This window comes from Nocardia wallacei (assembly GCF_029868745.1).
GTDB classification, from domain to species: Bacteria; Actinomycetota; Actinomycetes; order Mycobacteriales; family Mycobacteriaceae; genus Nocardia; species Nocardia wallacei_B.
On sequence record NZ_JARWOP010000085.1, the window covers coordinates 43576 to 60023 of the forward strand.

Annotated in this window: 22 protein-coding genes; 7 read left to right on the forward strand and 15 right to left on the reverse strand. The window is 67.1% G+C overall.

Translation table 11 applies throughout. The features are described 5' to 3' along the window. Window positions 1–6: 6 nt before the first annotated feature. The 4 genes from QH470_RS06115 to QH470_RS06130 are packed head-to-tail and all read right to left on the reverse strand — an operon-like array spanning window position 7 to window position 3021. Window positions 7–342, reverse strand: coding sequence for a hypothetical protein (locus tag QH470_RS06115; RefSeq protein WP_280271322.1), 336 nt, complete (start codon window positions 340–342; stop codon window positions 7–9). A gap of 5 nt (window positions 343–347) precedes the next feature. Continuing rightward, on the reverse strand, window positions 348–1619 hold the full coding sequence (locus tag QH470_RS06120; protein WP_280271283.1) for an aromatic ring-hydroxylating oxygenase subunit alpha: 1272 nt from the start codon (window positions 1617–1619) through the stop codon (window positions 348–350). After that, entirely contained in the window at window positions 1616–2230 is a 615-nt protein-coding gene (locus QH470_RS06125) for a carboxymuconolactone decarboxylase family protein (RefSeq protein ID WP_280271284.1), read from the reverse strand. The genes QH470_RS06120 and QH470_RS06125 overlap by 4 nt, the downstream gene beginning before the upstream one ends. Further along, the gene (locus tag QH470_RS06130) at window positions 2227–3021 is read right to left on the reverse strand and encodes an SDR family NAD(P)-dependent oxidoreductase (protein WP_280271285.1); all 795 of its coding nucleotides are present in this window, start codon (window positions 3019–3021) and stop codon (window positions 2227–2229) included. Before QH470_RS06130 ends, QH470_RS06125 begins: the two co-directional genes overlap by 4 nt. 194 nt (window positions 3022–3215) lie before the next feature. On the opposite strand from QH470_RS06130, the gene QH470_RS06135 reads away from it, so the two are divergent. The 3 genes from QH470_RS06135 to QH470_RS06145 all read left to right on the forward strand — a co-directional run bounded on the left by QH470_RS06135 (window position 3216) and on the right by QH470_RS06145 (window position 4869). Next, complete coding sequence (locus tag QH470_RS06135) at window positions 3216–3821, forward strand: TetR/AcrR family transcriptional regulator (RefSeq protein ID WP_280271286.1); 606 nt, start codon at window positions 3216–3218, stop codon at window positions 3819–3821. Between the two features lie 120 nt (window positions 3822–3941). After that, window positions 3942–4616: a TNT domain-containing protein gene (locus QH470_RS06140; protein WP_280271287.1), complete on the forward strand. Its 675-nt coding sequence runs from the start codon at window positions 3942–3944 to the stop codon at window positions 4614–4616. Window position 4617: 1 nt separating this feature from the next. Further along, window positions 4618–4869 (forward strand): hypothetical protein, encoded by a 252-nt coding sequence (locus tag QH470_RS06145; protein WP_280271288.1) that lies wholly within the window; start codon window positions 4618–4620, stop codon window positions 4867–4869. Window positions 4870–4879: 10 nt separating this feature from the next. On the opposite strand, the gene QH470_RS06150 is transcribed toward QH470_RS06145, so the two are convergent. Continuing rightward, a complete protein-coding gene (locus QH470_RS06150; RefSeq protein ID WP_280271289.1) occupies window positions 4880–5116 on the reverse strand; it encodes a hypothetical protein in 237 nt (78 codons plus the stop codon). Window positions 5117–5230: 114 nt separating this feature from the next. On the opposite strand from QH470_RS06150, the gene QH470_RS06155 reads away from it, so the two are divergent. Beyond that, entirely contained in the window at window positions 5231–5551 is a 321-nt protein-coding gene (locus QH470_RS06155; RefSeq protein WP_280271290.1) for a TetR family transcriptional regulator C-terminal domain-containing protein, read from the forward strand. A gap of 13 nt (window positions 5552–5564) precedes the next feature. On the opposite strand, the gene QH470_RS06160 is transcribed toward QH470_RS06155, so the two are convergent. Then, window positions 5565–6194, reverse strand: coding sequence for a TetR/AcrR family transcriptional regulator (locus QH470_RS06160; protein ID WP_280271291.1), 630 nt, complete (start codon window positions 6192–6194; stop codon window positions 5565–5567). Window positions 6195–6235: 41 nt separating this feature from the next. Continuing rightward, window positions 6236–6688, reverse strand: a complete 453-nt coding sequence (locus QH470_RS06165) for an ester cyclase (RefSeq protein ID WP_280271292.1) — start codon at window positions 6686–6688, stop codon at window positions 6236–6238. 139 nt (window positions 6689–6827) lie between these two features. Between QH470_RS06165 and QH470_RS06170 the strand changes: the two genes are divergently transcribed. Then, on the forward strand, window positions 6828–7778 hold the full coding sequence (locus tag QH470_RS06170) for an NADP-dependent oxidoreductase (RefSeq protein ID WP_280271293.1): 951 nt from the start codon (window positions 6828–6830) through the stop codon (window positions 7776–7778). A gap of 99 nt (window positions 7779–7877) precedes the next feature. Here QH470_RS06170 and QH470_RS06175 read toward each other — a convergent pair whose 3' ends face one another. Further along, window positions 7878–8069: a DUF397 domain-containing protein gene (locus tag QH470_RS06175; protein ID WP_280271294.1), complete on the reverse strand. Its 192-nt coding sequence runs from the start codon at window positions 8067–8069 to the stop codon at window positions 7878–7880. Beyond that, on the reverse strand, window positions 8066–8977 hold the full coding sequence (locus QH470_RS06180) for a helix-turn-helix domain-containing protein (RefSeq protein WP_280271295.1): 912 nt from the start codon (window positions 8975–8977) through the stop codon (window positions 8066–8068). Before QH470_RS06180 ends, QH470_RS06175 begins: the two co-directional genes overlap by 4 nt. A gap of 246 nt (window positions 8978–9223) precedes the next feature. Between QH470_RS06180 and QH470_RS06185 the strand changes: the two genes are divergently transcribed. Both QH470_RS06185 and QH470_RS06190 read left to right on the forward strand, forming a co-directional pair. Further along, entirely contained in the window at window positions 9224–9574 is a 351-nt protein-coding gene (locus QH470_RS06185) for a hypothetical protein (RefSeq protein ID WP_280271296.1), read from the forward strand. 61 nt (window positions 9575–9635) lie between these two features. Continuing rightward, a complete protein-coding gene (locus tag QH470_RS06190) occupies window positions 9636–9845 on the forward strand; it encodes a hypothetical protein (protein WP_280271297.1) in 210 nt (69 codons plus the stop codon). Between the two features lie 8 nt (window positions 9846–9853). On the opposite strand, the gene QH470_RS06195 is transcribed toward QH470_RS06190, so the two are convergent. The 6 genes from QH470_RS06195 to QH470_RS06220 all read right to left on the reverse strand — a co-directional run bounded on the left by QH470_RS06195 (window position 9854) and on the right by QH470_RS06220 (window position 16435). After that, window positions 9854–11002 (reverse strand): acyl-CoA dehydrogenase family protein, encoded by a 1149-nt coding sequence (locus tag QH470_RS06195; protein WP_280271298.1) that lies wholly within the window; start codon window positions 11000–11002, stop codon window positions 9854–9856. A gap of 13 nt (window positions 11003–11015) precedes the next feature. Then, window positions 11016–12161, reverse strand: coding sequence for a thiolase family protein (locus QH470_RS06200; RefSeq protein WP_280271299.1), 1146 nt, complete (start codon window positions 12159–12161; stop codon window positions 11016–11018). 3 nt (window positions 12162–12164) lie between these two features. Further along, entirely contained in the window at window positions 12165–12992 is an 828-nt protein-coding gene (locus QH470_RS06205; RefSeq protein ID WP_280271300.1) for an enoyl-CoA hydratase/isomerase family protein, read from the reverse strand. Window positions 12993–13296: 304 nt separating this feature from the next. After that, a complete protein-coding gene (locus QH470_RS06210) occupies window positions 13297–14505 on the reverse strand; it encodes a CaiB/BaiF CoA transferase family protein (RefSeq protein ID WP_280271301.1) in 1209 nt (402 codons plus the stop codon). Beyond that, entirely contained in the window at window positions 14505–15269 is a 765-nt protein-coding gene (locus QH470_RS06215; RefSeq protein WP_280271302.1) for an SDR family NAD(P)-dependent oxidoreductase, read from the reverse strand. Before QH470_RS06215 ends, QH470_RS06210 begins: the two co-directional genes overlap by 1 nt. Beyond that, window positions 15269–16435: an acyl-CoA dehydrogenase family protein gene (locus tag QH470_RS06220; RefSeq protein WP_280271323.1), complete on the reverse strand. Its 1167-nt coding sequence runs from the start codon at window positions 16433–16435 to the stop codon at window positions 15269–15271. Before QH470_RS06220 ends, QH470_RS06215 begins: the two co-directional genes overlap by 1 nt. Window positions 16436–16448: the final 13 nt, after the last annotated feature.

Genomic DNA, 16448 nt, shown 5'->3' on the forward strand with positions numbered 1-16448 from the left:
TCCCTCTCACGGCAGCGGCTCGGCGACCCGGGTGATCTCGGCGTCGGCGCTGTCGGTCGGTCTGGTCTGCTGGAAGATCTCGACCGCCATGGCGACCATCACCAGCGAATACACCAGGTGCAGCAGGTGCAGCGCGTCGTCGGGCAGGTCGTCGAGCGGGAATTTGTCGCAGTAGGCGATGGCCTCGTCCAGACGCGGCAGGAAGGCGTCGTGGAAGGTCACCAGCTCGGGCATGGTGGCGGCCATGCGGCGCGCCCAGCGCTCGGATTCCGTTGCCAGGCACCAGGTGTGCGCGAACGGCTCGAACTCGGCGAATTCCGGGGGTAGCAGGTCCTCGGCCACGACGGTCACACCCCCGCCAGTTCGCGCTGGTACGCGCCGACCTGGTCGGCGACGGCCTTGTGGAAATGGCGGACCAGGATTTCCTGGTCGTTGACCGGGAATCGGGTGAGGCCCGCGGTGCGGTAGGCCGATTCCAGCGCGGTCTGGGTGCCGGTCAGCATGCCCGCGTCCTGTAGGGCGAATTCCTTGAACACCACCGAGGAGACCTCGTGTTCGACCCGTTCCCGCACCGTACGGGCCGGTTGGTAGGCCAGCACGCATTCGAAGCGGTGGGTGTTGTAGGAGGTCGGCCAGTACCGGTAGAGCAGATACCAGCCGCGGTAGATGAGTATCTCGATATTGGGGAAGATCTGGAAATTGTCGATCCCCCACGGTTCGATGCGACCGGGATTCAGTCCGGGCGGCAGCTCACCGATATCCGGCGACTCCCACGGCCCGACCAGGCCGCTGCGGGTGATGCGCTCGATCGGATACATGTATTCCGCGGGCATCGTCCACCGGCGCGCGCCGCCCGTGGACACCATCCGGTGCGGGCCGTCGACCTGGAAGTGCGCGCACTCGAAGCCTTTTCCGGTGCGGACGGGATTGGGCACCTGCTGCGGATGCAGACCCGGGACGTGGTAGTACTCCTGGAAGGCGTCGGCGAACAACTTCCAGTTGCTCTGGTTGTCGGCGCTGAAGACGTACCACTCGGTCATCTTGTCGAACGGGTAACCGTCGAGGGCGGTGACCATGGGGCCCAGGAACTCCCGCAGCGTCTGGCGCGGCTGCGGATTCGGGTCCAGGTTGACGAAGACGAAACCCGCCCAGATGTCGCAGTGCACGGGCACCAGGCCCAACTCGTCCTTGTTCAGGTCGAAGAATTCGCCCTCCTGCTGCACGAAATTCAGGGAGCCGTCGAGGTCGTAGCGCCAGCCGTGGTACTTGCAGGTGAACTGGCGGCAGGTGCCCGAAACCTCTTCGCGCGGGAAGTCGTTCCACATGAGCTTGTTGCCGCGGTGGCGGCACACGTTGTGGAAGGCGTTGATCTCCCCCTCGCGGTCGCGCACCACGATCACCGAGGTACGCGCGGCCTCGATCTCCTTGGTGAAGTAGCTGCCGGTGCGCGAGAGTTGTTCGATACGACCGACATTGAGCCACGCGCGCTTGAAGATCGCCTCACGCTCGAGTTCGAAGAATTCCGGGGACACCGAATCCTCGAACGAGATCATCGACGTCCCGAGGTCGGGATAGTGCTGCGTCCAGCTGCCCTCGGCGGGCTTGGGCCATTGGGTCACGGTCGTTCCTCCGTTTCCGGTCGTGCGAAAGTCTGCGGCGGGGCCATATCCGGATCGAGTTGCAGCCCGACGCTGTTGAACACCATCGCCAGGCACAGGTAGGAGCCGGCGACGAACAGCACCTCGAGAACCTGCCGAATGTCGAAGTGCCGCACGAGTTCCGCCCAGGTGGCGTCGTCGACGCCGTGCCGGTCGAGCAGCTGATCGGTGGCCGACAGCAGCACTCGGTCCGACGGGGTCCACACCGGCGACCCGGGCCCGCAGGCCACGGCGGCGATCTGCTCGTCGGTGACACCGGCGCGCGTCGCCAGGCGCACGTGCTGTACCCACTCGTAGGACGAGTCGGTGCGCCACGCCACCCGCAGGATGATCAGTTCGCGGTCCCGGGCGTCGAGCGCGGACCGCTCCAGCAGTGTGCCGTTGTAGGCCAGCCAGGCGCCGGCCAGTTCGGCGTGATGGCCGAGCACGCCGAGGATGTTCGGCATCGGCGGGGCGTCGGGCGCGCCGGACAGATAGCGGTCGGCCAGGCTCACCTTGCCCCGCAACATATTTCGCGCGTGTTCGTCCCACTGCTCGGGTGGTAGCGGCGCCAGCCGGGGTACCGCGGTCATATGACGGACCCGCCGTTCACGCCCAATACCTGGCCGGTGATGTAGCCCGCCGCGTCCGAGCACAGGAACAGGCACGCCGCGGCGATATCGTCGCCGGTGCCCAGGTGCCCCACCGGGATCGCCTTCGCCATGGTGGCGTTGTCGGGCAGGTGGCCCGCGTCCTGCGAGCGACGCGACATAGGGGTGTCGATGCCCGAGGGCGGAATGGTGTTCACCGTGATGCCGCGGGTCGCGTACTCGCGCGCCAGGCCCTTGGTCATGGCGACGACGCCGCCCTTGGCCGCGGTGTAGTGCACCATGCCCGGTGAACCGCGTTGCGCGCTGGACGAAGAGATCGTCACGATGCGGCCCCAGCCGCCGGTCACCATGTCCGGGATCGCGGCCTGGACGCAGTGGAACGTGCCGGTCAGGTTGACCTCGATGATGCGGTGCCACTGCGCCGGAGTGATCTCGGTGAACGGCGCGAACCCGACCGCGCCCGCGCTGGTCACCAGAATCTCCACGGGGCCGAACTCGGCGCGGACCTTGCCCAGCGCCTCCTCGACCGCGCCGCGGTCGGTCACATCGAGGGGGCACGCCATCGCGGTGCCGCCCGCGGCCCGCAGTTCGTCGGCGGTCCGCTGCGCGGCGGCCGCATCGATGTCCAGCACGGCGGTGCGATGGCCGTGCCCGGCGAAGGCCCGGCAGATGGCCGATCCCATGCCGGATGCGCCGCCGGTGACGACCGCGACCCGGCCGTGCGGCGGCCCGCCGGGATCAGAGGTTCGGCCGGCGGCCGCGAAGCTGCTCATCGTTCGGACTCCTCTGTTCGGGGACCGGGCTGACCGAGTTAATCGACTGCCTAAATTAGGCGAGTGATTAACATATACGGCAGGCCGTTCGTGGCTGTCAATAGCCTTCGCGCGGAGGACTTCCCGCGGCCGCCCCGGCGGGTCACCGATCGGGACGGCCGTACACTGAGCCGCACCGACCAGGAGGCCACCAGATGAAACCGGGCCGCAGCGCCGACCCCGAGAACTCCGCCACCCGCGCCGCCCTGCTCGACGCGGCGCAGCAGATCATGCTCGAGGAGGGGTACGCCGCGGTGAGCACGCGGCGGCTGGCGGCACGGGCGGGCGCCAACTCCGCGCTCGTGTACTACTACTTCGGCACCATGGACAACCTGTTCGCCGAGTTGTTCCGCCGCGGCGCCGAACGCAGCTACCAGCTACAGGTGGAGGCGCTGTCCGCCCCGCAGCCGATGTGGTCGCTGTGGGAGTCGATCCACGAACAATCCCAGAACGCGCTGACGATGGAATTCGTCGCCCTGGCCAACCACCGCAAGACGATCCGCACCGAAATCGCCGAATCCTCCAAGCGCTTCCGCACCCTCCAACTGGAAGCGGTCACCAAGATCTTCGCCGACTACGGCTACGAATCCGACACCTACACCCCCGCCGCCGTAGTCCTGCTCATGTCCAGCATCTCCCGCTTCCTCCGCATGGAAGAAGCCTTCGAGGTAGCCGCCGGCCACGCCGACGTCATCCACCTCATCGAATCCCTCCTCCACGACCTGGAGGGCGACCGCCAACCCCCCACTCCCCAACCCTGAGCGACGAAGTTCTGGCGTGTCTCACGACGCCACGCCCGCGGGCGCACCGATCCGGACCGACACGGCACGCTCCCCCGTTACCCTCTGAGCCACAATCACTTTCACAGCTTGGGGGTAATCGTGCGCTATCGGTCATTCGTCACCGCGATCTTCGCCTCACTGCTTCTTCTGCTGGCCGGTCCGGCACCCGCCGCACATGCCCAACCGGGGCCTTCGCAAGCGGCCTGCCACCCCGGCACTCCGGATACCGCGCCACCGACGACGAATTTCTACGACCCGGACCGGCAGTATCTCGGGCCGGATCCGCTGCCGCAGGGGCCGCCGGTGCAGCCGCTGCTGGCCGGGTATCAGCGGTTCGGCGGGCTCGGCGCGGACGATTTCGTTGCCGAATACCGCAACGACTCCGGCTGGATCTATCCGCCGGAAGACGGTTTCCAGGTGATCGGCGGGCACGCCGTGCGGCACCCGCAGCAATTGTCGCCCGGTCGGCGGATCGACCGATTCGGTTTCGCCGGTGGGCGTTTCCTCGCGCCGGCCGGTGACCCGTTCCCGGCCCGCGCACTGCCGCCGCAGAACCTCAACACGCCCACCGGTACCCCGCAGAGCAACTACCACCTCTACTGTGTGCTGAAGCCGTTCACGGTCGAGGCGGGCCCCATCGCCGCATGGTTCGAACAGCCCGGCGGCGGAACCCAGTTCCTGTTGCAGACCACCTACCTGCCGGAGGCCGGTGCGGCGCTGAACGTCACCTGGCTGCTGCAGAACGGATACCTCGTCGAAGAAAGGCCCGCCTGAGATGGATCGCCGACAACTCAGCGCCGCGCTGCTGGCGGCCGGGCTGCCGCCGGAGTCCTTCCAGATCCACGGCGTGCACACCCACGACCCCCTGCCCACCGATTTCTGGTTCCTGCGGCCCGGCCCCAGCGGCGACTGGGAGGTCGGCGCCTACGAACGCGGCAAATACGATGTGCGAGAACGGTTCAGCACCGAACCGGCCGCGTCGGCCTGCTTGTACCGGTCCCTCACCGGGCACGACGCGCCAAGCTGAACCCCGCACGCTACGGTAGATTCCACCTTGCCGCGCGCTGCGCCGCCTCCACGGCCGCTCTTTCCTGCTCCAGCCAAGTTTCATCGATTCCGAGAAGTCGGTCAGCCTCCTTCGACCGCTCCCACATATCGCGTTCGAGCCGCTCCTCGAGAGCTTCTCTCACCCATTGCGAGCGGTTGACGCCTGCGACGGCACGCAAGCGGGCTTCGAGTTCGTCGCTGATCTTTACCGACAGATGGTGGGTCACACTGTGAATGCTGCCCGCGCGGTACCGAAGGCGTGACCAATTCGAGTGTGACTGAGGACCGATCAGTGTGCCGCCGCTGTGGGGAGGGGGTAGTGCGGGAGTTGGCCGGAACTCATGGGCGTGCTCGCCGAGAACCGGCAACTGTGGCTCGTCTCGATCGAGGCCGGTATCGAGGCCCAGCGCTCGCCTCGCGTCCGCGAACTCATGACGCACGCGATGCAGGAAGGTCGCAGCGGACTCGCCGCCGGACTACTCGGCATCCCCGAGGACACCCTCGACAGCCGGGACATCCAGACCATCGGCGCGGTCCAACTGGCCCTGATGTCCGGCGTCTTGATGCAACAGACCCTCGATCCGGACCACACGCCCGACGCGCACGACATCACCGAAGGACTGTTCACCTTGGCCGAACGGCTCACCGGCACAACGCATTAGCCGGACCCGCCGACTACCGACTCTCGCCGAGCAGAGCGGGATCGGTGGCGACAGCGCGGAGGCGGGCGAGGATGAGGGCCTCGGCACGGTCGTAACGCTGGTCGTCATCGAACAGGGCGGCGTCCTCGGCGGCCATGCGGGCGAAGGCGTCGAGCTCGAAGGCGAGATCGACGGGATCCGAGTCGGCGCGGATCTGGCCCATCGACTGGGCCTCGGCGATCGTGGTGGCGTACAAGGTCTGCCAATCGCGGCGAGCCGCGGCGATGGCGTCCCGGACGCGGCCCGGGCGGGAGTCGAATTCCGGTGCCGTCGCGATGAAGAAGCAACCGCCCTCGAACACCGGCTGCCGCACGTACTGGAACCACGACTCCGACAGCGCCCGCACCCGGCGGATCCCGGCCGGCGTCTTGCGGGCCGGACGGACGACCTTCGCGGTGAACACGTCGATGGCCGCCCGCACTGTCGCCAGCTGCAACTCCTCCTTGGAGCCGAATTGCGCGAACACGCCGCTCTTGCTCACCTCGAGTTCGGTGGCGAGCCGCCGCACCGACAGGCTCTCCAGCCCCTCCACCGAGGCGATGTCCATCGCCCGGTCCAGAATGAGCTGCCGGGACTGGAGACCACGCAGGACCCGCTTATCCATATCGGCCAGTCTAATGGACGGTCGTCCGGACAATCCGCGCCCTATGCGGCCGCCCGCCAAGCAGCGAAGTGGGCCGCCGCGTCGTCGGTGGACAAGCCGAGCTGTGCACACATCTGGTGAAAATCGAAGAAGAACCGCTCGTGGACGATGCGGCCGTCCCGCACCCGCCAGTGGCAGGCGAAGGGTAGCCGGAAGCGCCGCCCGGTCGATGCGATACCGGCGAGCGGACCCGCCATCGTGGCGTGCACCTGCCCCGCGCCGAAGACACGATCGCCTGCCTCGCAAAGATATTCGAGCTCGACGGTGTAATCGGGAAAGGCGCGGAAGAAGCCGTCGAAGTGGGCCGCGGCCTCGGTCGCGCCGTGGGCGACGGCCTGGAACGGGATGGTCTCGAAGACCGCCTCGTCGTGACAGACGGCCAGGGCGGCCGCGGTGTCGGCCCGCGACTTGGCCTCGGCATAGGCCTGGATCGTCTCGGTGGGTGTGGGGGTCATCATCGTCCTCCGAATCAGAACTTTCTGGACGATCGGACTATAAATCTTCCCACTTCAACGCGCAATATATGAATACACACTGGACATAGCCCGAAAACTAATAGTACGGTCGTCCACATACATGATGGAAGGACGGCACATGCGAGCAGTGGTACAGCAGGAGTGGGGCGACCCCGAGAACATGCGTCTGGCCGAAATCGACCGGCCTGAACCGGTTTTCGGCGAAGTCCTGGTCAAAGTCGTTGCGGCGGGCGTGAACCCGGTCGACTACTACACCGCCCGCGGCCTGGCCTACAACAGCGTGCTCGACCTGCCCTTCGTCAACGGCTGGGACGTCGCCGGCGTGGTGGAGCAGGTCGGATACGGCACGACCCGATTCCGTCCCGGCGACAAGGTTTTCGGCATGCCCTGGTTCCCGCGCGCGGCGGGCGCCTACGCCGAGTACGTGACCGCGCCCGCCCGCCACCTCGCCCCCATGCCCGGCGAACTGAGCTTCACCCAGGCGGCCGCGCTCACCCTGGCCGGTCTCACGGCGTGGCAGATGCTCGTCGACGTGGCCGACGCCGGACCGGGCGACCGAGTGCTGATCACGGCGGCCGCGGGCGGCGTCGGACATCTGGCCGTGCAGATCGCCAAGGCGCGCGGCGCCCACGTGATCGCCACCGCCCGCGCCGCGAAACACGCCTTCGTCACCGCACTGGGCGCCGACGAGGTCATCGACTACACCACCACCGACATCACCACGGTGGTCCGCGACGCCGACATCGTGATCCAGATGTTCGGTGGCGAGGCCGCGTTGCGCGCACTCGAATGCCTGCGCCCCGGCGGCATTCTCGTCAACGCCCAGGGCGCCTGGTCCCCCGGCATGTCCCGCCGCGCAGCGGAATTGGGCGTACGAGCCACCGCGTATCTGGTCGAGCCCGATCACACCGGGCTCGAGGCCCTCGCCACCCTGGTCCGCGACTCCGCCCTGCGGGTCCACGTCGACAAGGAACTACCACTGGAACACGCGGCCGCCGCCAACCAACTCGTCGGAAAGGGCCGCACCATCGGCAAACTCGTCCTAACCATCGGCGAGCACGAGCGATGACGAGCCGCAGGTGAGGGTTCTCCAGAGACGATACGAGCCCGATACCCCTTCGGCGGGTACCGGACTCGTATCACTTCCGCGCAACCTACGGCATAGCGGTTATGCGCTGGGACGCTCGAACTCCCCGCTCCCCACGCCTGCCGTGAACGCGTCCCACTCACCAGGCGCGAACGTCAGATGACCCGCATCGGGGTTCTTACTGTCACGGACGCCGACCTGGCCGTCAGGCAACCACGAAACCTCAACGCACTGACCGGCGTTCGCGCTGTAGCTTGATTTGAACCAGTTCATTTCTCATACCTCTTGATTACTGTTCTTATGATCTTGCGGGTATCGCTTTGACTGTAGGACTCCTTGCGCACCGACTCAGCAAACTTCATGTATTGTTCCAACGTTTTGGCGTCGTTCATGTAGGCATCGCTCCAAGATGACTCCAGAAAAGCGAGTGGCGGTTCCGGTATTTCGCCCGATTGCGCCTTCGGAAAATCGAGAATCATGAAGGTGGCGTTCGGAATACCGAGCGGAAATCCGGCGGAGAACGGGTGGATACGGAGTGTCACACTGGGGCTCTGGCTCATATCGAGCAGGTAGCCCAGTTGCTCGCGCATGGTATCCATGTTACCCACCTGCTGATAGAGAGCCGCTTCGTCGATTATCGCCTCCAAGCGCATCGGGTCGACGGATCGTTTGATTGCGCGTTGCCGGTCGATCCGCAAATTCACTAGCCGATCAACTGCAAAAACCGTCAGCTCGTCGTTCTCTTCGACGTACTTTCTTGTGATCGCCTCAGCGTATGCACGTGTCTGCAGCAATCCAGGCACAATGAGTGAGTATGAAAACTGTTTCACAGCAATCGTTTCCAGCCCGATGAAGAGTTGGAACGTGTCCGAGATGATGTCCCCATAATTCTCGGTCTGCGAGCGCTGCCTCGCCGCCTCCGCTAGTTCCAGCATGAACTTCGTTCGCTCGCCGTCGAACTCGTACAGCTCACAGAGCGCGCGGATGTGCGGGCGCGAGATTCGTGCGTTCCGTCCAGTCTCATACCGCTGTAGCGCCGCTTTGGACAGGTCGACCAACATCGCGGCACGCGCGATGGAGAGTCCGGCCGTGTCGCGCCCGTCCCGCAGGATCCGAGCGAGCTGCCTTCTGGGGAGCGTGGGTATCCGTGGGCTCTCTTCTGCCTGGCTGTGGTCTGTCACTATCCGAACCTCCCCGTTCCTAGTGATGACTCCGCGCGCTAAAGCGAATCAACGCTAACACGCAAGGTGAGTCGTACAACATGAGTCGGATCATGCGGAAACACCATAAATTCAAGCGACATTGGACTGAATAGCCTGTTTCGCTGGCAGTCACCGCATGGCTGTGCTGTTCTTTTCGAGCGCGATTCCCGTTACGACACACCAAGTTAGACGCATCTGGGGGCTACCACCAATGAAATCAATCCAATGAACGCATGGACCATCGCGCTGACCACCGTCTCGGTGTCCGCGGTCGCGTTTCCTATCGCTATCGGACTGTCCTGCCTGTGGCCCCCAGACCACAACAACGACGAACACCCGATCACCACCACGCACCGCACGCACGCGGCCGACGCGAATCCGTATGCGGCACAGGAATTCCTGTCCACCTGTACCGCACCGACACGCCCGCTGAGCATCGCGGAAGCACATCGGGAAATGCAATTACATCGCGAATGCCGCTGCGTGAGACAGCGCTTCGCCCTACAGACACTGATCGAAGCCGGTCGCATAAAACCGGACAGCCATCGGGAGCCCCCACAATCATGGACTTTGTGAAGCAGTGCGTAAGCAGGGTGCTGGATCTGCCGGCGCGAGTGAACCCGGACGGCTACAACTGATGCCGATCACGGACTACATGTTCACCAACGACCCAGACCGCGAACGCGCGACATGGCTCGAAAAGCGCGCTCAGAAGGCGGGATACCGCATGGATCGTTCGATCGCGGGCACCGGCCCCGACGGCTACCGCCTGTGCGACGCCGAAACCGGATACGAACTCATCCGGTCCCGCCACCTCGAGAACATCGAGCACTACCTCAACTCATGACACGGGAATTACAAGCCCAGATCCCGCGCCACGATCATCTTCATGACCTCGCTGGTGCCGGCGTAGATCCGCGCCACCCGCGCATCGGTGTACAGGCGCGCGATCGGATACTCCATCATGTACCCGTATCCGCCGAACAGTTGCAGGCAGCGGTCGACCACGCGGGCCTGGACCTCGGTGCAGAACAGTTTCACGCGCGCCGCGTCCGCGCCGGACAGGACGCCGTCGATCAGATCGCGCACCGCGCGGTCGATCATCGTCTGCGCCGCCTCCACCTCCGTGGACATCGCGGCCAGTTCGAATTTGGTGTTCTGGAACGAGGCGACCGGCGTGCCGAAGGCGTTGCGCTGCTTGGTGTAGTCGATGGTCGCGGCGATCGCGGCGCGGGCTTGGGCCACCGAGCCGACCGCCACGGTCAGCCGTTCCTGCGGCAGGTTGTGGCCGAGGTAGCCGAACGCCGCACCCTCCTCGCCGAGCCGGTTCTCGATCGGAACCCGGACATCGGTGAACGACAGCTCCATGGTGTCCTGCACCTTGCAGCCCATCTTGTCCAGCATGCGGCCGCGCGTGAAACCCGCCATGCCGTCCTCGACGACCAGCAGCGTGAGTCCGGCGCGGCGATTGTCCGGATCGGTGGCCGTGCGGGCGACCACGATCACCAGATCGGCGAGCAGGCCGCCGGTGATGAAGGTCTTGGCGCCGTTGAGGATATAGTGGTCCCCGTCGCGCACTGCGCTGGTCCGCATGCCCGCCAGGTCTGAACCCGTGCCCGGCTCGGTCATGGCGATCGCGGTGAGCAGCCGGCCCGCCGCGAGGCCCGGGAACCAGCGCTCTCGCTGCGCGGCGTCGGCGTATTCCAGGAAGTACGGCAGGATCACGTCGAGCTGGGTACGCACGGTGCCGAGGGTGACCAGCGCGCGGGCGGCCTCCTCCTGCAGGACCACGTTGTAGCGGTAGTCGCGCAGCCCCGCACCCCCGTACTCCTCGGGCAGCGCGAACCCGAGCAGCCCGAGTTCGCCCATCTCCGCGAAGATCTCCAACGGCATGACGCCCGACTTCTCCCACTCGGGGTAGTCCGGCACGATCCGCTTCTCGATGAAGTCCCGTGCCAGTTGCCGGAACGCCTCGTGGTCGCCGGTGAACAATTCTCGTCGCACGCCGTGCCTCCGTTCAGGAAATCAGCTCGACCACAGTGGCATTGGCGGTACCGCCGCCCTCGCACATGGTCTGCAGCCCGTAGCGAATCCCGTTGTCGCGCATGTGGTGGATCATCCGGGTCAGCAGCACCGCGCCCGACCCGCCCAGCGGATGGCCGAGCGCGATGGCGCCACCGAGCGGATTGGTCAGTGCGGGATCCGCGCCGGTCTCGGCCAGCCAGGCCAGCGGCACGGAGGCGAAGGCCTCGTTCACCTCGAACACGCCGATGTCGGCGAGCCCCAAACCCGCCTTCCCCAAGACCTTTTCGGTCGCGGGGATCGGGCCGGTGAGCATCAGCACCGGGTCGGAACCCGCCACCGCGCCCGCGCGGTAGCGCACCAACTGGGTCAGCCCGAGTTCTCGAGCCTTCTCCGGGGTGGTCAGCACCAGCGCGGCGGCGCCGTCGGAGATCTGTGAGGAATTTCCGGCATGGATCACCCCGTCCTCGCGGAACGCGGGCTTCAGACCGGCGAGCTTCTCCACCGTGGTACCCCGCCGGATGCCCTCATCCTCGGTCACCACGCCGGAATCCGTTGCGACGGAGACGATCTGACCGGCGAACACGCCCGCATCCTGCGCGGCGGCGGCCCGCTCGTGCGACAGCGCGGAGTACTCGTCCAGCCGCGTGCGGCTGAAACCCCACTTCTGCGCGATCAATTCGGCCGAGAGACCCTGATTGAACGAGAAGTCGTCGTAGCGCGCCAACGCCTTCGGCCCGTACGGCTGACCGGAGGCACGGGCCGCGCCCAGCGGCACCCGGCTCATCACCTCGACACCGCCCGCGACCACGACCTCCTGCTGCCCGGACAGCACCGCCTGCGCCGCGAAATCCACTGCCTGCTGGCTGGATCCGCACGCCCGGTTCACCGTGGTGCCCGGGATACTCTCCGGCCAGCCCGCCGCCAGCACCGCGTACCGCCCGATATTGCTGGACTGATCGCCCACCTGCGAGACACAGCCCCAGATCACGTCGTCCACCACCGCCGGGTCCAGGCCGGTGCGCTCGGCCAGCGCGTTGAGGACGTGTGCGGACAGGTCGGCCGGATGCACTCCGGACAGTCCGCCGTTGCGTTTGCCGACGGCGGTGCGGACCGCTCCCGCGATGACTACCTCACGCATCTGCTATCTCCCGTTCTCGGTCTCGTTGCTCGCGCGAAGCGGCGGACGGTGCACGGTCCAGCGGCCGGTGTACCGGGGCTCGCGCCGTTCGGCGAAGGCCGCGAACGCCTCCGGGGCGTCCGCGGTCGCGAAATTGATGCCCTGGGCGCGTGCCTCCGCCGCGAGCGCCTCCCGCAGCGTCGCGTCCGCGCCGTCGTTCAGCAGGGCCTTGGTCTGGGCTAGGGCCACCGGGGGCCCGGCGGCCAGGCGGCCGCCCAGGTCGACCACGAACTCATCGATCTCGTCCCCGGGCACCACCCAGGTCACTAGTCCGAGATCGCGCGCCTGCTTCGCATCGATGGTCTCGGCCAGCAGCGCCAGCCGCTTGGCCTGCTGTAGGCCGACCAGCCGGGGCAGCAGCCACGACCCGCCGAGGTCCAGCGAGAGACCGCGCCGGGCGAAGATCTGCGCAAAAGTCGACTCCGGAGTGGCGACCACAAGATCGCACCCCAGCGCGAGATTCCACCCCGCCCCAACCGCGACGCCCCCGACCTTCGCGACCGTCGGCTGCGGCACCTCGTGCAGCAACACCGCGACATCGGTCAGCGCCCGCATCCGATAGATCGGATGATTGTTGTCCGGCACCGAAATATCCGCGCCCGAGCAAAACGCCCCACCCGCACCGGTAACCACCACCGCCCGCACCGAACGATCCTCGGCCACCTCCCGCAGCGCCTCGGCGAGCACCACCCACAGCTCCGCGTCGATAGCGTTCTTGCGGTGCGGCCGGTTCAGCGTCAGCGTGCGCACCCCGTCCCGATCGTCGACCAGCAGCACCGGTTCGCCGCTCATTCCGCGCCCTCATTCGGCCGCAGCTCGCCTGCCCCGGCGAAATATGCCCGAAGGGGGCTCGTTTCGACATTCGACGTGTCGAAATGCGCTTCAGCACTGCATATTTCGACGCCCACCCCGGTGCACGACGCCCGCCACAAGGCCGGGGCAGAATACCTTTCCGCACAGCAGCGCACCGGCCATGGACCACATGCAACCCGCGCGTCCCGAAGGGTGACCAAAGGCAAACCAGGGCGGCGGATCCCACCTCGCCACATCGGCGCCAGCGCGGATCGTCCAGGTCCTCCTGCGCGCACTGCCCCGCTCATCGCCCGCCCCCGATCACACCTGATCGGCGCAGATCAACCAGTTCCGCTGTCGTACAGCCGATCTCGCTGAGTACCGGGTCGGTATGCTCGCCCAGGCCCGGGACCGGACCCATCGGCGGCTCGTATCCGGGCAGCACGGCGGGCGGCAGCAGCGACGGGATCGGTCCGCCCGGGGTGTCGATGGTGCGCCAGCGGTCGCGTTCCACCAGTTGCGGGTGGTCGAGTACCTCGCTGGGGCGGTTGTAGCAGGAATTGCCGATACCGGCGTCGTCGGCGGTCTTCTGGATGTGCGCCAAGTCGTGCCGCCCGCACCACGCCCCGATCGCCTCGTCCAGTTCGGCCCGATGCCGCACCCGGCCCGAGTTGGTCCGGAAGCGTTCCGCCGCAGCCAGATCCGGGCGGCCGAGGATCTCGGTGGCCAGCCGCTGCCACTCGCGGTCGTTGGTCGTGCCGAGCACCACGGTGCGGCCGTCGGCGGTCGGGTACGCCCCGTAGGGCGCCACAGCCGGCGAACTCATCCCGAGCGGCTGCTGATCGACTCCGGCATGCCGGGCGTAGGTGAGGTGGTAGCCCATCATCTCGGCCATCGTGTCGAACAGGCTCACCGCGATGGTGCCGCCGTGCGCCGATCCGCGCGTACGCCCGTGCAGCGCCGCCAGGATCGACAGCGCCGCATACAGTCCGGTGGTGACGTCCGCGACGGGCGGCCCCGGCTTGGCCGGGGCATCGGCGGTGCCGGTCACCGCGCACACCCCGGACTCGGCCTGCACCAGCAGGTCGTAGGCCCGCTTGTGCGACAGCGGCCCCCCGGCCCCGAAACCGTCGATCTCCACCGCGATCAGCTCGGGATAGCGCGCGGCGAGATCGGCGGGCGCCAGCCCCAGCCGCGCGGTCGCGCCGGGCGCCAGATTGGACACCAGCACGTCGGCCCGCGCCAGCAGCCGATGCAGCAGTGCTACTCCCGCTTCAGTTTTCAGGTCCAGCGTCACCGACTCCTTGCCCCGGTTCACCCAGACGAAGTGGGCGGCCTGGCCGTGCACCACCTCGTCGTAGTACCGGGCGAAGTCGCCACCGGCAGGGTTCTCCACCTTGATCACCCGCGCGCCGAAATCGGCCAGCGTCCGGGTGCACATGGGCGCCGACACCGCCTGCTCCAGGGCGACGACCGTGATCCCGGCCAGCGGGCCCCCGGTGTGGGCGTCCATCAGATCACCGTGCCGCCGTCCACCGGCAGCACCTGCCCGGTGATGAACGAGGCCGCGTCGGAGGCGAGGAAGACGAACGCGCCCGCCACTTCCTCCGGTTCGGCCCAGCGCCGCAACAGAATACGGTCGAGCATCGCCCGGGAGAACTTCTCGTCGGTGCGGATGGTCTCGGTCATCGGCGTCGCGGCCAGCGGAGCGAGCGCGTTGACCAGAATGTTCTTGCGCGCCAGCTCTTTCGCCAGCGATTTGGTGATCCCGATGATGGCGGCCTTGGCGGCCGAATAGTTCACCTGGCCGAGCGTGCCCACGAGTCCCGCGGCGGAGGTGACGTTGATGACGCGCCCCGTGCCGTCGGTGGGCAGGTAGGCCAGCGCGGCCTGCGTGCAGTTGATCGTGCCCAGCGCGTGAATGTCGAACAGCCGCTTGACCGATTCGGCGGTGGTCTTGGCGAACATCGCGGGCGCGGTGACCCCGGCATTGTTCACCAGGATGTGCAGCGCCCCGCCGGTGAGCGCGGCAGCCCGTTCGGCGGCGGCGTCGGCAGCGTCCCGATCGGTGACGTCGAACGCGAAACTCGCCGCGGCGCCGCCGTTTCCGGTGATCTTCTCCGCGACGGCCGCGGCGGCGTCACCGTCGCGATCGGTGACCAGCACGGCCGCGCCCGCGGTGGCCAGCGCCTGCGCCACGGCCGAGCCGATCCCCCCGGCCGCGCCGGTGACCAGCGCCGAGCGCCCGGTGAGGTCGAACAGTCCCTGCTGGGTCATCAGTAGCTCCTCGGCATTCCCAGGGTGTGCGAACCCAGATAGTTCAAGATCATTTCTTGGCTGACCGGAGCGATGCGCATCACGCGCGCCTCCCGGAAGTAGCGGGCCACGTGGTACTCCTCCGCGTACCCCATGCCGCCGTGCGTCTGCAGGGCGCGGTCGGCGGCGGTGAATCCGGCGTCGGCGCACAGGTATTTCGCCGTATTCGCCTCGCGCCCACAGGATTTCCCGTTATCGTAGCGCCAGGTGGCCTTGCGCAGGATGAGTTCGGCGGCGTCCAGGCGGGCCAGCGAGTCGGCCAGCGGGAACTGGATGGCCTGGTTCTTGCCGATCGGCCGGTCGAACACCACGCGTTCCTTGGCATATCGCACGGCCCGGTCCAGCGCCACCCGGCCCAGGCCGAGCGCCTCGGCGGCGATCAGCATGCGTTCGGGGTTGAGCCCGTCGAGCAGGTACCGGAACCCTTGGCCCTCCTCGCCGACCCGGTCCTCCACCGGGACACGCAGATCATCGATGAAGACCTCGTTGGAGGTGACGGCATTGCGGCCCATCTTGGCGATCGGCCGAATGTCGATGTGCGCGCGGTCGATATCGGTGAGGAACAGCGTCATGCCGTCGGTCTTCTTGGTGACCTCGGCGTAGCTCTGCGTCCGCGCGAGCAGCAGGATCTTCTCCGACTCCATCGCCTTCGAGATCCACACCTTGCGCCCGTTGACGATGTAGTGGTCGCCGTCGCGGCGCGCGAACGTCGTGATGCGCGGAGTGTCCAGTCCCGCACCGGGTTCCGTCACACCGAAACACACGTGCAGGTCGCCGGTGGCGACCCGCGGCAGGGTCCGCTGCTTGAGTTCCTCCGACCCGTGCACCACCACCGGCTGCATACCGAAGATCGACATGTGGATGGAGCTGGCGGCGTTCATGCCGCCGCCGGAGCGGGAGACCTCCTCGGCCAGCAGGGTGGCCTCGGTGATGCCCAGCCCGTGCCCGCCGTACTCCTCCGGAATGGTCAGGCCCAGCCAGCCGCCCGCGGCGATGGCCTGGTAGAACTCCGTCGGGAATTCGTGGTCCCGGTCCTTCTGCATCCAGTACTGGTCGTCGAACTTGCGGCACAGCTCGGCCACCGACGACCGGATCAACTCCTGGTCCTCGGACAGGTCGAAACTCATGCCTCCCGCAGTC

What these genes read in the sequence shown, in the direction of transcription:
- QH470_RS06160 (WP_280271291.1), bottom strand. Translation starts at nt 6,194, where the DNA reads ATGGATAAGCGGGTCCTGCGTGGTCTCCAGTCCCGGCAGCTCATTCTG.
- QH470_RS06205 (WP_280271300.1), bottom strand. Translation starts at nt 12,992, where the DNA reads ATGAGCGGCGAACCGGTGCTGCTGGTCGACGATCGGGACGGGGTGCGC.
- QH470_RS06165 (WP_280271292.1), bottom strand. Translation starts at nt 6,688, where the DNA reads ATGACCCCCACACCCACCGAGACGATCCAGGCCTATGCCGAGGCCAAG.
- QH470_RS06220 (WP_280271323.1), bottom strand. Translation starts at nt 16,435, where the DNA reads ATGAGTTTCGACCTGTCCGAGGACCAGGAGTTGATCCGGTCGTCGGTG.
- QH470_RS06170 (WP_280271293.1), top strand. Translation starts at nt 6,828, where the DNA reads ATGCGAGCAGTGGTACAGCAGGAGTGGGGCGACCCCGAGAACATGCGT.
- QH470_RS06215 (WP_280271302.1), bottom strand. Translation starts at nt 15,269, where the DNA reads ATGACCCAGCAGGGACTGTTCGACCTCACCGGGCGCTCGGCGCTGGTC.
- QH470_RS06175 (WP_280271294.1), bottom strand. Translation starts at nt 8,069, where the DNA reads ATGAACTGGTTCAAATCAAGCTACAGCGCGAACGCCGGTCAGTGCGTT.
- QH470_RS06135 (WP_280271286.1), top strand. Translation starts at nt 3,216, where the DNA reads ATGAAACCGGGCCGCAGCGCCGACCCCGAGAACTCCGCCACCCGCGCC.
- QH470_RS06155 (WP_280271290.1), top strand. Translation starts at nt 5,231, where the DNA reads ATGGGCGTGCTCGCCGAGAACCGGCAACTGTGGCTCGTCTCGATCGAG.
- QH470_RS06210 (WP_280271301.1), bottom strand. Translation starts at nt 14,505, where the DNA reads ATGGACGCCCACACCGGGGGCCCGCTGGCCGGGATCACGGTCGTCGCC.
- QH470_RS06190 (WP_280271297.1), top strand. Translation starts at nt 9,636, where the DNA reads ATGCCGATCACGGACTACATGTTCACCAACGACCCAGACCGCGAACGC.
- QH470_RS06145 (WP_280271288.1), top strand. Translation starts at nt 4,618, where the DNA reads ATGGATCGCCGACAACTCAGCGCCGCGCTGCTGGCGGCCGGGCTGCCG.
- QH470_RS06200 (WP_280271299.1), bottom strand. Translation starts at nt 12,161, where the DNA reads ATGCGTGAGGTAGTCATCGCGGGAGCGGTCCGCACCGCCGTCGGCAAA.
- QH470_RS06130 (WP_280271285.1), bottom strand. Translation starts at nt 3,021, where the DNA reads ATGAGCAGCTTCGCGGCCGCCGGCCGAACCTCTGATCCCGGCGGGCCG.
- QH470_RS06125 (WP_280271284.1), bottom strand. Translation starts at nt 2,230, where the DNA reads ATGACCGCGGTACCCCGGCTGGCGCCGCTACCACCCGAGCAGTGGGAC.
- QH470_RS06185 (WP_280271296.1), top strand. Translation starts at nt 9,224, where the DNA reads ATGAACGCATGGACCATCGCGCTGACCACCGTCTCGGTGTCCGCGGTC.